Origin of the sequence: Flavobacterium sp. RSB2_4_14 (assembly GCF_051547085.1) — a bacterium.
Taxonomy (GTDB): Bacteria; Bacteroidota; Bacteroidia; order Flavobacteriales; family Flavobacteriaceae; genus Flavobacterium.
Genome location: NZ_JBPTTL010000003.1, coordinates 179,736 through 194,897 on the forward strand (window position 1 = coordinate 179,736; position 15,162 = coordinate 194,897).

Below are 15,162 nucleotides of genomic sequence, written 5' to 3' on the forward strand. Positions count from 1 at the left end.
CTAAAAGTTCCCTAAACAATGGTTAGTTTGTTGTTTGTTTTTTAATTGGAACTAATAATAATTATTATTTCTAATTATTTTTAAAAATAACTTAACAGAAGTGTTGATGCTGCCGCTTTAACAGTATCCCTTGCTTTTTATGGTTTGATAGCTATACTTCAAAGCCTATTTGATAAGTCACCATCGTGTCTTTTTTTACAAACTCTAAATCTTGGTTTTTGTACTTAATGTTTTTTATAAAAGTTGTATTCTGAATGCTATCTATTTCAAAGATGAAATCGTCAATAGTAAGCTTCTCTGAATTGACCATTAATTCGTAGGTTCCGATGGTTCCAATTTCGTTTTGAAGGATGTAAATTCCCTTATTGTCTAAAAATGAAGTGGTTGTTTTTTCAAGGCTGAATAATGGAAATAAAAGGTTTTCATTAAATAGCTCAAAGGTGTTTACTTTTGACACCTTTTTGCGATTGAACCAGAACTCGATTTGACTTTTGGGAGCATTGATAATTCCTGAACAGTTCTCTGATGGCAAATCTTCTAAACAGTTGTATTTTTTGTCTTTTAGTTTGTAATAAAAAAACGGATCTAGTAAAGCTTTTGTTATTGAACTTTTTGGATTAATAAATCCTTTCCATTGATCCAAAACAGACTCAGGCAATAGAATTCTTTTGATTTCTACACCAGTGCCTAAGAGGTTAATTTTGAGTTTGTTCAATGGGGTAGGGAATTTGATTAGGGAATTTCAAATTTAGGCATTCTTTATATTTTTTTGGGATTTACTTTTTTATTTTTTTTGGTTTTTCGTTAACTAAATATCCCAACTAGTATCTTTAAAGTATTCTTGGTAATACAGTTCAATCTCTTCAAGTTCATTACTGCAAATTCGTGACTCTAAATAATTATTTGATATTTTAATCTTATAAATTTCCACATATCGAAAAATCGTTTTCCTAACTAATTGCTCTTCATTTTTTAAATCAACAATTTTTGCATAATCACGACACATACTAGCATACTTGATAGCCATTCTGATTGAATAGATTTTACGATTATAAACATTTAGAACTACCTCTAATTCTTGAAAATTGCGAAACATAATGTAGTTTTTTTATGATTAATCAAAATCAATTTTATACAAAAAGTAAACAAGTCTGCAATTTGGGTATGCCTCAAACCGTTGCTTTGTTTTATGTAATTCGATGAAGAAATCTTCACCTAGCCAATCCTTATGTGAGATTATTTGCTTCTTACTTTCATGAATTTCTGGATAAAACAGTTCTATTTCTTTTTCTGGTATCTCCTTTAAATTTATTGTTTTGTTATAATCAAAGTCGAGTAATTCAGATAAATAGCTAAAAGATGCACTATGACACATTTTTACCTCATAAAAGTAAAAATTATAGGCATTGACAATAGGTTTTGAACAATCTATGGGTAACCCTTTATATTTAGTAAATAATGGAAGGTGTTCTTTATTTTCTATGGAATTAAATAAATAGGATAAATTAATCCTATCAAAAAAAGGGTCTAAATTATTATACCAATTATTAATAGGTTCGGCATAATCACTTTCGGCAACATACTCCCATTGGTTGGTTTCTTTGTCAAAAACTTCCAAATAACAAATAGTAAAATCCATGCATTAACTTCTTTTATGCCAAGAAGAACCTTTATTCGTAGAATAGAACAATCCTTTTGAGGTGGTTAATAGTATTTCTTTACCGTTATCAGCTAAATCCTGTAAAGAACCCATGCTTGATGAAGCATTAGCTCTTTTATGCCAGATTCTACCATCATTGGTAGAATACTCAATACAGTTTTTAGGAGTATTAATTCGAATTAATTCTTTTTGGTGAACGATCATTTGTCCCATGACTTTATTTTTTAAAATTATTTAAGACAAAGTAAAACACCGGTTCAGACAAACCATGACGTTTTAAAAAAATTAATTTCCAAAACCCACTGCTTTTCTCAGTTTAGGTTCATAATTATTGCTGATTTCAAAGTTGAAAATCTCGGCTAGTGGCAGCGATTCATTGATTTCAACTTCATGACCAAGATTTTTTAATAAGATATTTGTTTTATCTACTGTTAGTGTCTTAAATTCATAAATGGAAGTTAATCGTCCTTTTCTGAGTAACGCTTTGTCAATATTTTTCAAATCAGTATTGAAAGTGGCTATAATTTGTATTCCCAGACTTTCTCCTAACAAGCCATCCGTTAGGTTTAATAAGAAAGAAAGTTTTGAATTATGGTGATTATCCCGAGAGAGTATTAAATCTTCTGCATCTTCAATAACCAAAATACAATTTGGATTGTCTAATAAAAATTCGGTTAATCCCAAATCATCTAAATTACTAGCTAACTTAGGAGATAAAAAGATAACTTGTTTACTTTGTTGGTGTATTAGATGTTTTATATAAGTACTTTTTCCTGTGCCAGGTTGTCCGTGAAACAAATACAATCCTTTACTTTTTTGTTTTTTGATATTTTTAAGAATGGAGTGGTGTATCTCTTTGAAATCATCATTATAATGTAAATTGAGGTTTAATTTTGGTTTCTTAAGATCTATATCTTTAGTTATAAGTCCCATACTCGAATTTACAATTAAACTAATTTTAGTAGTTCTTCTTCTCTTCTTAATTCTGAATTGCAATAATTGGTTTTGCAATTTCTGAGCTTCATTTTCTAAACTAGGTTCAAAAATGATGGATACACAATTATTATATAAGTTAATTACAATACCATTGTTCATAAAAAAGAAATGATCAGAATATAAATTTCTCTTATTCATGTTAGAATAGCTTTGATCATAATGTTCTCTAATAATGCTTTCTTTCATTTCAGAAGTAAACCATGAACGCATTCGAAATTCGTCAATATTATCAATTGATTTAATATTACAAATTTGATTATAGTAAGCATGATACATTCGAAGCATATTAATATAATTGCCGCTTCTATCATAAATTTCAAATGAATTGTTTTGCAAGGACAAATTGCCTTTCTCTGAATTTTTTTCTGCTTCTTCCATAATATAATTAATTAGTATGAAGCAAAACTAAAACGACATGCCGTCAAGACATGTCGTTGTGTATTAAACATGAAAAAAAGTATTATAAATTATCAAGATGTTTCATGTACAAAGCAGCACAAGCTCTTGCGTCACTCAAGGCATCGTGATGATTTAGTTTAATATTGTGCTCTCTGCACAAATTGGCTAAATTGGATTTATAAATTTTATAGGTACATTGTTTTTGGTATTCAGGATTTGACATCCCATAATACTCCAATGTTTTGGCTAAAACCGGAAAATCAAACCCGAATCCATTATGGGCAATTACAAGTTGGTTTTCTATATAAGGTGCAATGGTTGGCCAAACTTTATCAAAGGTTGGTGATTTGGCAGTATCAGAGGCAGCAATGCCATGTATTTCAGTGAAATTATACCAATAGTAATTATCGGGTGGTTGGACTAGAATATTTACTTCTTCTGTTATTATGCCTTCAACAACTCTAACAATACCCACTTGACAAATGCTCCAACGATACCCTTGTGCAGTTTCAAAATCTATAGCAGTAAAGGTGCTCATGTTAGTTGTATAAAGCCATCATATCATTAATACGATTGCTGATGGTTTGTTTTAATGATTCAGGAGCTAGTACAGTTACATGTTCACCATATTTTAGGATTTCCATTTCAAAATCATGTGTTGGATGCATAAAATAAGCAAAGTGGCAGTTTTTAGTATCTTCAAATACTATTTCTTGCGAAGTGTGTAATGGGAGAGACTTTATATACTGTGACTGAAAAGCCGTAAATTTTAATACAATTTTTTGAGCTGGTTCATAGGTTTCCACTCCAAAAGCATGCTGGTAATAGTCTTTTACATCAAACGAGTACTTACTGAATTTCTTGTCGGATATTTTCAAGTATGTTATTCTATCTAAACCAAAGTTTCGAATTTCCTTTTTATCAAGATCATGACAAACTAAATACCATCTTTTTTGTGATTCTTTGATGGCAATAGGATGCACAGTCCTATTTTTCAACCCATCTTTCCAATAGCTGTGATGGGTAAACGATACTTCAAAATGATTATCAATAGCATAAAGCAATCCGTGCAGGTGTTCTGTTCCTTGGTTTTTCCTTTGCTCTAAGTAGAGTTTTTGAGATATGTTGTTGGAATAGTTTAGCGCATTGATTATCTCATAAGACTCTATGATACGCTCAATGGGTTTCTCGGTTATCGATTCTACTATTTCATAAACTCCTTCCTTACGGTTGTATTGAATATCAGTTTCAAACAAAGAACGTATTTCATTCAAATCCCTTTGCAAGGTTCGTTGACTGATTTCGAGTTTGTCACCGGTTATTTGTTGTTGCCTGAGCAAATAATCTTGAAGCTCTTCAAAAGTAGATGCTCTTGATTTTAACCGGTTAATGATGAAAATGTAACGCTGGATGAAGTCTCTTTTTGCCATGAATAATTATTTATTAAACAAATGTAATTTAGTTTAGCGACAAAATGTGACGTTGCGTTTTTAAAATGGAAGTAGTGTAGAACTGATTTACATATCCATTCCAGCACCATTTGATTTCAACCATTGTACTTGTTTATGATAGTTTGGCACTTGAGTTGTCTTAGTTTTTCGAGAAAAGGTTTTTCTACGTTTTTATATTCTGCCATGTTTATTTAATTGTCTATATAAAACTAAATTATTTTTTTGAACGAATCACTTCCCATAACTTTTTGTCTATATAATGCATACGAATGACTTTCATCCTCTGTAATACAAAACCTTTTATTTTGCATTATAGTCATAAATTCTTCTGATTTTATAAAATTTGAAACAGTATCAACCCAAATATTAGTATCTGAAGTTTGGAATTCATCAATGCAAGTTTGATAAAAATATTTTATAGATTCTCTGGATACAGATTGTAATGTTGTATTGGCTTTAGTCAAAAATTGAAACAATACATTCGGTGCTACTTCATTAGGTTCTTTTTTAATTATTGAATTAAAAAAAGAACCGTTTTCACCTAAAGAATATCGCCAAGCCCTTATATTAGTTGAGTAACCATCATACTGATAATAATGTCCAAAAGTTAGCAATGCTCTTCTTAAATTATCATCCGGTTTTTCTAGAGTCTCTAAAATAATTGATGATAACTTTTCAAAGGAATTTAATTCAAAATCTGAAACTACATTTGTATTAAGTACTTCAAACATAAAGCCAATATTACCTAAAAAGATCTGATAATTCTCTGCTTGCCAAAATGCCTCTTCAATATCATTTCTATTATCAGCATTATCTTTAAGAATTTCAAATTTTAATATTTCGATTGCAGTTAGTATTGTTTCTGATGCTGTAGCTTCATAATTAGAATAAGCTGCTATATCCGAATCATTGGCATTTTTCATTGCTTTAGCGATTTGTATAGCTCTAATTGTAGTTGTAATAGAAGCTTTTGAAACATTTTCATCTTTAGCTCTTGATTTCAAAAATTGCTTAAATCTTATATAGAATTGACTCTCAATCGTTTCATCAAACTCTTTTAAAAAACAAAGCAAAGGTAAAAGTTCAAATAGAGCGATTTGTGAAAGTTCACCACAAAAAAGGAAATTACTATTGATAGTGTTATCTAACCTTATTTTTTCAATTACATTAAAATACTCATTTATTGAATCAAGAATTTTGATTTTATTATTTCCTAACTCAAAAATATCAAATGAATTCAGCCCTAATGCCTTTTGTGCTAAATTGTAATTTTCTTTTTCGGATTTTAAGATATCGTTGCTATTTGTTGCTTCAATAATAAAAATCCATCTAAAAAACTCTATTAAACCTGCGTCTGCCGTTTGTTCTTTACCTGGTTTGTTTTCCCAGAAAAATAACTCCCAATCTTCCCATAAATCAGCATAATGGCGAAGTTGTGTTTTTCCATTTTGTAGCTTAATGGAATTATCTAAATTCCCTAAAAATAAAGGTTTTAAATTTTCTGTTTTTGTTAATGGTTCTCCGGTAGTATTTAAAACAACAAATTGTTCTTCTCCATATGTTCTGTTTTCCATATCGAAATAGAGGAAAGTGATATTTTTTAAAAGAAAATTACTGAATTCATCCGTGAACTTATTCTTTTGTACTTGAAATGTTTCTAATGCAAGTATTATGTTTTGTATGGACGGATCCAAGCTATACTCATTGAAATACCAATCTGAATTTTTTATAGTATTTGATGGAGTGGTATCTTCTTTAAATTTTTCTAAAAGGAAATATTGATTAACGAGATCATTGAGAAAAAACAAAGTAGATTCTCTAATAGCATATTGCAAACGAATATCATAGTTTTTTTTATTTTCAACTGCATCTATTACCAAAAAGTTTTTGATGCTGCTTTTTAATTCAATTTCTGATGTATTGGAATATAGAAAACCTAACAAGAGATAGAGTGTAGTTATTCTTTGTTGTCCATCACATAATTGAAAATCATTTTTAGGACTTTCATAAGCATATAACAATCCTAGTTGAACTTGATTGTCTTCGTTTTTATTGTTTCCCAACAAATCACTTAAAAAATTACTAATCAAATTTTCATTATTGATAGATGATTTAGTTTGAGCCCAACAATATTCCCTTTGCATATCGGGTATAATGATGCGATTGCTTTTTGTAAATAATTCTTTTAAGCTGTATGAATTTCCATTAATTAACATATACTTCGTATCCTTTTTTGATTAACTCCAAGACTTTTTTCTGATTCGATTTTATTGTTACTATCGCATTTTCTTGATTCCAATTGTCATAGGCAAAAACAGACATGGTATGCAATAAATTTCTACTTTTTAATTCTTGATCTAAATCAAAATAAAGCTTTTTTTTGTCTTCAGGAAGTTTGTCTGTAAACGTTGAATTATCGTGTTTGTGTAATAGCACCAAGTTACCAATGTGATGTGCACTTAAGTTTTCTTCTCTAAGTTTATCATCATCTAAATATTTTGACAATTGATCTTGCTGAATTTGCTTGTTGCTTTCTGTGCTATAAAACATACCATCAACATTTTTTTTAACTACTTTTGATTTTGGCCAAATATGTTCCAATGAACGGAAATCATAAATGCTCCTAAGTTCTCCTTTAGTGAAGACAAAAAATTGAAATTTAGTATTTTTATTATTTGCTGCTTCAATATTCAATTTTAACATAAGCTTGAATGCGTGTTCTTTGTTTCCATCTTCATCTGGGTCATTATAAATATCTTTTGATGCAATGGATAAAAATATTTCATTCAGACGATCTTTAATTTCTATCTCTGATTTCTTTTGGAGATTAAAAATTTGAAGAAGACTATATTTTTTTATTTGATTAAAATCTTTATAATGTTCTAAGAAGTATATTATTATTTTTTTTTGTTCCTCTTTATTTTTACTTGTTTCTAGGCAAAGTCCTAAATAATTGTATACAAAAGGAATTGAGTACAAGTCTTCAAATTGTTTTTGGATTTTTCTGAGTCTCTCAAAATTTTCTTTAGCTTCTGTTTTATTTCGAATTAATAGATTTTGAAATTGCTTGAGCATTACTGGTATGTCTTCTTTTTTGTTGGAGTAGTTTTTTGTGTATTTGTTTTTTTCTTCTTTTGACAGTAGTGCAAGGTTATTTTCATAGAAAAATTCTAAAAGAAGTCCCATTGGATTGTTACTACTTCTGAAAAAGAGCTTAACCTCTTCTTGATTCCACCAATACAACCATTTATCCCATTGGCGGGCAAATTGACTCCTTAATGCATTTGATTTCCAATCTTCTCCAATTTGATCTTTTAATATTTCAAGTGTATCTTTTACTGTTTTTGGCGATTCAATATGATTGTAATCAATTTTTGAGGCTTTACTTAAAAAATCAGCTTTTATCAATTCATCTGTTTTCATAAAAGCTTTTGCACCATTCATCATGGAAAAAAGTTTAGTGGCTTGGTCTTTAGCAACTACTATATAAAACAACTTTACTTTACTTAAAACATATTCCTTTAGATTTCCTTTATCTTCAATTTTCTCTAAAATTTGAATCAATTGATTTTTAACGGAAAGGAAATAGAAAGTATCTTGAGAAGTTGGTTTTAAATCGTCTTTGTTTTGACATATTTGATTTAAAAATTCGTGTGATGATTCTCGAATGTCGTATCTGATTTTGAGTTTTGAGTCATAATATAAATACTTCTCTTTTTCATCGGCATCAAGCAATATACTTAGCAAAATAAAAAAGAAAGTAGTTCTTTGTTGGCCATCAATCAAGATCACATTTGTCCCTTCTTCGTAAACCGTTACACCTTGTATGAAATACTCTTCTTTTTCAGCTTTTCTAGCCTTTTCAATGTCCTGCAACAAGACAGTTGCCGCGCTATCGCCTTGCTTATCTTTTACTCCCCATTTGAAACCCCTTTGATAGGCAGGAATAACAAATGTTTTATTTGAGTGCTCTCCAAGATAAGTCGCTATATTTCTTTTAGTTTTCACTTATGATTTATAAATTAAATATTTTAAAACTTTTTTTGTTAACACTTCTTTATGGTGTTGATATTAGAAATAACATATATCGTTTTAGAATTCCCGTATATTTTCTTAAAATCTTGGTTGGTAATCTTCATCGCCTTCTTCTGTTTCATCATCATCAGCTACATAGTCATCCCAACTCAGAAAATTAGGGTCGTTATCATCTAATTCCATTCTTTGTAAATCATCAAAATCAATAACTGATGGATGTTTTTTTTGCCATTTGCTATGTTTTAAACTTTCAATGTCTTCTTCTAAATCACCATCAATAATTTTTCCTGTAGCGATATCTTTTATTAAATAGGTGATTCGTTCATCGGATTGGATTATAGACTTAAATTCGGGAAGATCCATAGCATCTTGATTGTGCAATTTAAATGTGTTAATCAAAACCGGTTTGTAATCTCGTTCGATTCTATAGATTTCCAAAATATATTTAGGATTAGACAAATTGAGAATTCTATCTTCTTCGCATAATGCAAGATATTTATCGTTTCTCAATTTTTTTTGTAAAGCAATGGGTTCAATAATTTCATACAAATCACTTGCCCCAATTGAAATTAATGATTTCTTAATGAAAACTTCTACTTTTCGGTCGCCAAGAAATTTATCGATATCATTAAAATTATCTTCATAATCATACTCATATCGTATTCTTTGTTTATCAAAATAGAAAAGTTCTCCATCATCAAAAAGTTCTAGGTCTTCACAAATTAAAAATTTTCCGTTTTTTTCAAACATTGTAATTTTATTTGATTGAGAATTACTGTTTTTCTTTATTTGATTTAACAAATTTTCTGCTGCACTTTTTACAGTCTCCAGATTTGTATGTTTAGGATTGTAATAAGAAGAAATGATTTCGGAAACACTATAAATGTGTATTTGAAAATAATCAAAATATTTCCCTGTATATTTATCTGTAAAATCTTCTGATGATGTATGAATTGTTATTAGTCTTTCCATTTTAATTTAATTAGTTTTTAGCATAGATTTTTCCTTCGCCAGTTCGATTATCAATAATAAAATCAATCGGCTTTTCAAAAGCTTGTTTGATTTTGGTTCTCTCATTTTCTAATTCGGTGATGTTTTGAGTTAAGGTTTCTATATTTTCAAATTGGTTATGCAATTCTTTTTCTCTTTCTGCAATGTTGGTTTTATTCAGCTTACTATTTTCTTTGTGTTTACCGATTATTGTTGTTAGCTCCGATTTAAGACTTTTTAAAATAATAGCTACTTCGCTGTTGATGCTCTCGTTTTGTTCATGGTAATTACTAATGGACTTATAAAGCTGACTTATTTTACCAATGCGGTTTTCATCTGGATTTTTATAGGACAGATTTGCTTTCAATGCTATAAGTTGAGAATATTGATAAAGCTTTTCTGCCTCCAAAGCTGCTTTAACAAAATAGAAAAACTGACTTTCGTTGACCTTTTTTGCTAGTTCGTCTACTTTGGCACCCGAATTTTCAAAAACTCCTTTTACTGTGTCCAAAATTGAATTTATACCACTATCCTCAACTAAAGATTTAAAATTAGTTTTAAGCTCGGTGAGTATTCTTTGTGTTTTTATTTTTAATTCTTCAGAAGTACCTATGTTGGCAACACTTTGATTTTGGTTAACGGGATTTTCTGTCTTGTTTTCTGGAAATAAAGCACTTTGTAACTGTTGTTGACCTGCTAACAAATATTCATAACGGATTGTAGCCAATTCCATTTTCATGTTTTCAATGGTTACAAAATCTTCTAATGTGTAGAATTTGTTTTGTTCTAGTTCAATCAGCCTATTTGTTATACTTTTTATCTTGGCAATTCTTTCGTTTTGATGAAAGGTCAATAACTGGGAGATTCCTTTTTGTATGGCTTGTAATTGATTGTTAATCCCATTCATATAGTATTGCCCAGTTAACATTGAAGTAAACTGAAAAGCAAGAATTGGAGTAAATACTTCGGCACCGGCTTTTACAAAACCCGCATGATTGCTGAAGCTTTTTCCGTTTAACGTGATTGAACTTGTTGTACCATTGTTATACACCATTAATTTTTCAGGGCTAACGGTGGCTTTATACAAACCATTGGTAGCATACATTGTGCTTCCTGCTACTGCGGATGTTCCAGCAAGTTGAGAGAAAAGGTTAGCGTTCTTATTTGAACTCAAAGAGCTCCAATTTTCATTAAACTCAAAATCAGGAATTCTGTTTAATACAATGGCGTCATTAGCTGAGCCAATGATAATTTCGTTCAGGATTTCTAAAACTTGATTATCTTCAGTTGGCTGTGCATTTTCAGTCTTGTTTTCAGTAATTAAAAGCTCTACGGCTTTATCTGATTTTGAAAATAACCCTTTTATTTTTTGTATGAGTTTTTGAAGCCAATTCATTAGCTGTTATTTTAATTTTTAATTATTTAATTTTTACCAATTCTCCATCTTTATTAACTTCATACTTTATAATATCTTCTACTCCAAGGGCGCAAACAAAAATTTTTAACCGTGACCGAATTGACCTCCCTTTGTCCTTTACGCTTTTTATAGCTACCTTGTATTTAGTTTCAATATTAGGAATGGTCCCGTTATCGATACTTTTAAGTCCTTGAATAAAATAATTATCCAAATCACTCTCATCGTAAAGAAGCTTTTCAAAATCCTTGGAATAGGAAGCTTGCTTTGGATTTAGCGCCTTAAATTCAATTAGGTGTTTGCGTTCCCCATTTTCATAGAGACAATTATCAAAATTTCCCGAACGCTCACCAGCTCCCAGAAATTTATATTTTTCTTTGGTAGGCACTTCAACAGAATAATAAAAGCACTATTGTTTTCCAAATGTTTGACAAATAAGAACCGGGCTTCCTGCTCGCTTACTCTTTTTTTACCATCTCTTTTTATTGGGAAAACAAGCTTACTTTTTGTTTCAGCTTTTAATCCTTTAATAGTCGGTAATTGCTGAAACCCTTGCAATGAAGCGATAATCAAATTTTCTATGCTACTCATTAGATTCTGTTTTTCTTTTTCCAAACTTTAAAATGGTTCCATCTGTAAAAATTACTATTTTCTTCATTAGTTTCATCATCCTCATCTTCTTCATCCTCCTCTGAAGTAACACAAATATCATATCCAGTCCAGTCAAAAGGGGTTTTTAAAATATCATTTGGCTCTGTAATATCTGCATCAGCTTCATAAAAATCAACTGTTATCTTATGATTTTTAAAATCGTAACCGAAATGGTCATAATACCAAAATTCGTGATTAAGACTATCCATTAATGATTGTGCACCAGCTCCAGCATAACTTATGCCGTGTATCATGTATTCATCACCTATTTTATCTTCAAATATTTTATCTTCTATTGGATTATCAATGACAAAGTATACACCAATACCATTACCATAACTATTTGAAAATTCAAAATCACCGAATAAACCTTCCCCTTTTATTACCATTCCGGAGTCAACATATGAAACTAAGTCCTCCCTTGCCTGTTCATCAGAAACATATATTTTATTTATACCTTGTAGTAAAACATCAATATGATTTTGATAGACATCAAACGCTTTTTCTCTTGCTTCAATTGGATTAGCATTTTCGAATTTTTCATTAATTTCAATAAAATCAATTACGTCATCTTTTATGAAACGTATCAATTTTGCCTTAACGACATAGTGAAATGAAGCTTCCATATTATTTTTTTAAAAGTTTTTTAATTCTCTCCAAATCAATATGACTTCTCAAAATCCTATCCTTACTGTCGTGGTCAAAATCGGAAAAGGAAATTTCGATTACTTTGATTCCATACTTTGGTAAAACTTCCAATCGTCTTTGGTCATAAATTTTTCTTTGTTCCCCTCGATGCACTCCGCTTACTGTAAACAAATCGGGTTTGTCGAAATGTTTGTTAGGTTTGGTATGCTGTTGTTCTTTATATTCAATGACTAAGTTCAACACTGGGTAATATATATCTACTGGTAACTTAGCACGTTTGCCTTGAAAATTTGGATCACCTAGTAGAAAATCGAAACGTTGTTGGCGTAATCCTTTTATTTTTAAAACTTTATCGCATAAATCTAGTACATAATGTTCATCACTTTCTTTTCTGCTTTTAGTTATGGATAGTTCTGTTTTCTTTGGATTTACTTTTATAACTTTTTGAGTAGCTATTGAACTGCCACTTCGTTGAAAGAACCAATTAGTATTGGCTGCTTTTCGTTCTGCATATACAAATGGAATTTGTTGTAATTCGTTTTTATCATCTAATCTTCTTAAAAGACTACGAATAGGGAAACCGTTTTTAGTATCTTTTTCAAAAACTCCTGCTAATACAAAATAAGGCATCATATCCTTTGCAGGAATGACACTAATACTTTTATTGAGTTCGAAATACTCTTTAAGTATTTTATTTATTTGGTTGATTTTTGACATCTATTACTCTTTTTTAAAAAAATTTTCTTTTTTTTCTAAATAATAAGAAATATAACCCTCTTTTTCACTTTCTTCTTTCCAAATGTTTTGAATTACTTCACTACGATTGTATATGATATTCATACCTTTACTCCAACTTTTCCAAACCTTTTCAGAAACTCTATTTTCTTTAAACCAAAAATATTCTTCAGCACACAGATTAAAAAAATCATATATAATACCTGTATATTTTATTTGTTTTTTTACCTTTATTTGATTCCAATCATCTTTTGAAATTCTACTAATTAAATCTAATTGGATATTAATCCGATCGTATCTTGCATTGAATTCTCCAAAAAGTTCCTTTAGCATTTTATCATGTTCTATTTTTTTTGAATGTTTGTAATAACCTCTTGATAAAACATAGACTAATAAACCTGCAATAATTGTTGCAACTGCAGTAATAATACTTGCAACTATTTCACCATTTAAATACAATTCGCAATTCATAATTATTTTATTAAATATCTAATATCTCTATCTCACTAATTCTATCAAACTTAAAAGTACGTTGCTCTTCTCGTTTATTACAGTATGCCGTTAAATAGTTATTATCAAGCCTGTAATTTTCAATATGTTCTTGAGCGAGGGCATTAATTGATAACTGAACATCATTAATTGTTCTTATGCTTTCTTCTGCCTCCACTCGGTCTATTAATAGTTCCCCTGTTTCAATGTCAACAAGCATATTATTCCAAGTTCTCCTAGTGTATTTCATTCTAATATGCCGATGGTAATTTATTGCGGTATTTACTACGGTTGTTATTTGATCTAATCCAATTGATGGTCCTGCTACTTTTAAAATGAAATACTTGTCTTTTTGATGTAAGTCGCTTATGTTATATATATCAAAAGATCGTTCAGAATTTTTAATGTAGCAAAAAGCAGTCAATGTTGTTTCTGTTGCTGTAAGTGGCTTAACAATAGTTTTATTTTCTTTGTATTTGAATGATAAAAATTTATTTAATTTTATTGATGAATTTATTTGTTCCAGTTTTGGGTTAGTTATTTTTGAATCTTTGGGAGCAATAAAAGTTACGTCATCTTGAACTTTTTCTTCAATTTTATCTCCTAATTCAGTTTCATTAATGTCTGTTAAAGTCATTCCTTCAGCAGTAAGACCAAAACTTGAAATGCCTAAATATTTTTCCCTATATTTATTAATTGACCAGATTTTTGCTTCTTCCTTAGTCCATTGTCTAACTTTTTGGATTTTTTTTATGTTTGTCAGGGCTTCAGAAATTTTGTATCTTGAATTAATACTTTTGATTACATCAGAGATAAAAAGACAACAAGAGTCTGGTTGTTGATGTACTTGAATTTCTGCAAATCTTATAATAATCCAACCCCTATTTTTAAATGCATTATTTCTATCAGTATCTGAAAATTGGAAATGAGTAGGTTTTCTATTGACAACATCATTTAGTCCTTCATAAGGTTCATCAATTTCAATGTCAATAAAAATGTTAATTCCTTCTTTTTCATCAATCAGCGTGAAATCTGGTTCGAAAGGCCTTGTGCTGTTTTTGATTAAAATAAAACGGTCATCAAAAACTTGGTAATTACTTTTAAAGTACTTTTCAATATATTCTTTAAAGGCTTCTTCTTTATACCCTTTCCTACCAACTCTTCCTTTTCTAGGGAACTTGATAACACAATTAGAATTAGGCATTATCACATAGGGAAAGTACAACGGCTCTGTTTGGGCAAAAATATTGATAGGATTGTAGCCAATGTATTTTTCTTTTGACTGTTCTTCAATTTCAGGAACAACAATTTCAGTTTCTTTTATTTTTGGCTGAGGTTCTTTTATTGGTTCCGATGTTGGTTTTTTTTCTTCCTTTTTAATTGTAGTGGCTGCAGCTTCTGGTTTTGGTTTAGTAACCTCCTTAGGCTTATCAAATTCTTCTTTAACTCCATTATTTTCCTTGCTTGGAATGCTTTTAATGTCTTTAGGTGAAGTACTAGATGTGGTGTCCTTTTCAACAATATCTGTCTTCTTAGGTTTGAATAACATGTATAATAGTGTCCCTATCATAATAATAAATATTATTATAAGGAATACAGTATCATTCGATGCACTATTATCAGTAGCTATAGTTCCTAAAGTATCTTTACTTTCCATATTGTAAATCAATTATTTAATATATACAATTCTTATC

15 protein-coding genes are annotated in these 15,162 nt (G+C 29.8%); all 15 read right to left on the reverse strand.

All coding sequences use genetic code 11. The features are described 5' to 3' along the window. Window positions 1–151 precede the first annotated feature (151 nt). The 15 genes from ACSVH2_RS08535 to ACSVH2_RS08605 all read right to left on the reverse strand — a co-directional run bounded on the left by ACSVH2_RS08535 (window position 152) and on the right by ACSVH2_RS08605 (window position 15,125). On the reverse strand, window positions 152–715 hold the full coding sequence (locus ACSVH2_RS08535; RefSeq protein ID WP_438092747.1) for a hypothetical protein: 564 nt from the start codon (window positions 713–715) through the stop codon (window positions 152–154). Window positions 716–1,114: 399 nt separating this feature from the next. Then, window positions 1,115–1,639, reverse strand: a complete 525-nt coding sequence (locus tag ACSVH2_RS08540) for a hypothetical protein (protein ID WP_438092748.1) — start codon at window positions 1,637–1,639, stop codon at window positions 1,115–1,117. A 3-nt stretch (window positions 1,640–1,642) separates the two neighbouring features. Further along, on the reverse strand, window positions 1,643–1,873 hold the full coding sequence (locus ACSVH2_RS08545) for a hypothetical protein (RefSeq protein ID WP_438092749.1): 231 nt from the start codon (window positions 1,871–1,873) through the stop codon (window positions 1,643–1,645). Between the two features lie 72 nt (window positions 1,874–1,945). Continuing rightward, window positions 1,946–3,034, reverse strand: a complete 1,089-nt coding sequence (locus ACSVH2_RS08550) for an AAA family ATPase (protein ID WP_438092750.1) — start codon at window positions 3,032–3,034, stop codon at window positions 1,946–1,948. A gap of 82 nt (window positions 3,035–3,116) precedes the next feature. After that, window positions 3,117–3,593: a 3'-5' exonuclease gene (locus tag ACSVH2_RS08555; RefSeq protein ID WP_438092751.1), complete on the reverse strand. Its 477-nt coding sequence runs from the start codon at window positions 3,591–3,593 to the stop codon at window positions 3,117–3,119. 1 nt (window position 3,594) lies between these two features. After that, on the reverse strand, window positions 3,595–4,485 hold the full coding sequence (locus ACSVH2_RS08560; RefSeq protein WP_438092752.1) for a helix-turn-helix transcriptional regulator: 891 nt from the start codon (window positions 4,483–4,485) through the stop codon (window positions 3,595–3,597). 230 nt (window positions 4,486–4,715) lie between these two features. Further along, window positions 4,716–6,722, reverse strand: a complete 2,007-nt coding sequence (locus ACSVH2_RS08565) for a DUF262 domain-containing protein (protein ID WP_438092753.1) — start codon at window positions 6,720–6,722, stop codon at window positions 4,716–4,718. Beyond that, the gene (locus ACSVH2_RS08570; protein ID WP_438092754.1) at window positions 6,712–8,514 is read right to left on the reverse strand and encodes a DUF262 domain-containing protein; all 1,803 of its coding nucleotides are present in this window, start codon (window positions 8,512–8,514) and stop codon (window positions 6,712–6,714) included. The genes ACSVH2_RS08565 and ACSVH2_RS08570 overlap by 11 nt, the downstream gene beginning before the upstream one ends. A gap of 105 nt (window positions 8,515–8,619) precedes the next feature. Beyond that, complete coding sequence (locus ACSVH2_RS08575) at window positions 8,620–9,513, reverse strand: hypothetical protein (protein WP_438092755.1); 894 nt, start codon at window positions 9,511–9,513, stop codon at window positions 8,620–8,622. A 10-nt stretch (window positions 9,514–9,523) separates the two neighbouring features. Next, complete coding sequence (locus ACSVH2_RS08580) at window positions 9,524–10,927, reverse strand: hypothetical protein (protein WP_438092756.1); 1,404 nt, start codon at window positions 10,925–10,927, stop codon at window positions 9,524–9,526. 22 nt (window positions 10,928–10,949) lie between these two features. Beyond that, window positions 10,950–11,333: a hypothetical protein gene (locus ACSVH2_RS08585; RefSeq protein WP_438092757.1), complete on the reverse strand. Its 384-nt coding sequence runs from the start codon at window positions 11,331–11,333 to the stop codon at window positions 10,950–10,952. A 202-nt stretch (window positions 11,334–11,535) separates the two neighbouring features. After that, window positions 11,536–12,222: a hypothetical protein gene (locus tag ACSVH2_RS08590; protein ID WP_438092758.1), complete on the reverse strand. Its 687-nt coding sequence runs from the start codon at window positions 12,220–12,222 to the stop codon at window positions 11,536–11,538. A gap of 1 nt (window position 12,223) precedes the next feature. Continuing rightward, complete coding sequence (locus ACSVH2_RS08595) at window positions 12,224–12,961, reverse strand: hypothetical protein (protein ID WP_438092759.1); 738 nt, start codon at window positions 12,959–12,961, stop codon at window positions 12,224–12,226. Window positions 12,962–12,964: 3 nt separating this feature from the next. Beyond that, entirely contained in the window at window positions 12,965–13,450 is a 486-nt protein-coding gene (locus tag ACSVH2_RS08600; protein ID WP_438092760.1) for a hypothetical protein, read from the reverse strand. A gap of 10 nt (window positions 13,451–13,460) precedes the next feature. Then, the gene (locus ACSVH2_RS08605; protein ID WP_438092761.1) at window positions 13,461–15,125 is read right to left on the reverse strand and encodes a hypothetical protein; all 1,665 of its coding nucleotides are present in this window, start codon (window positions 15,123–15,125) and stop codon (window positions 13,461–13,463) included. Window positions 15,126–15,162 lie beyond the last annotated feature (37 nt).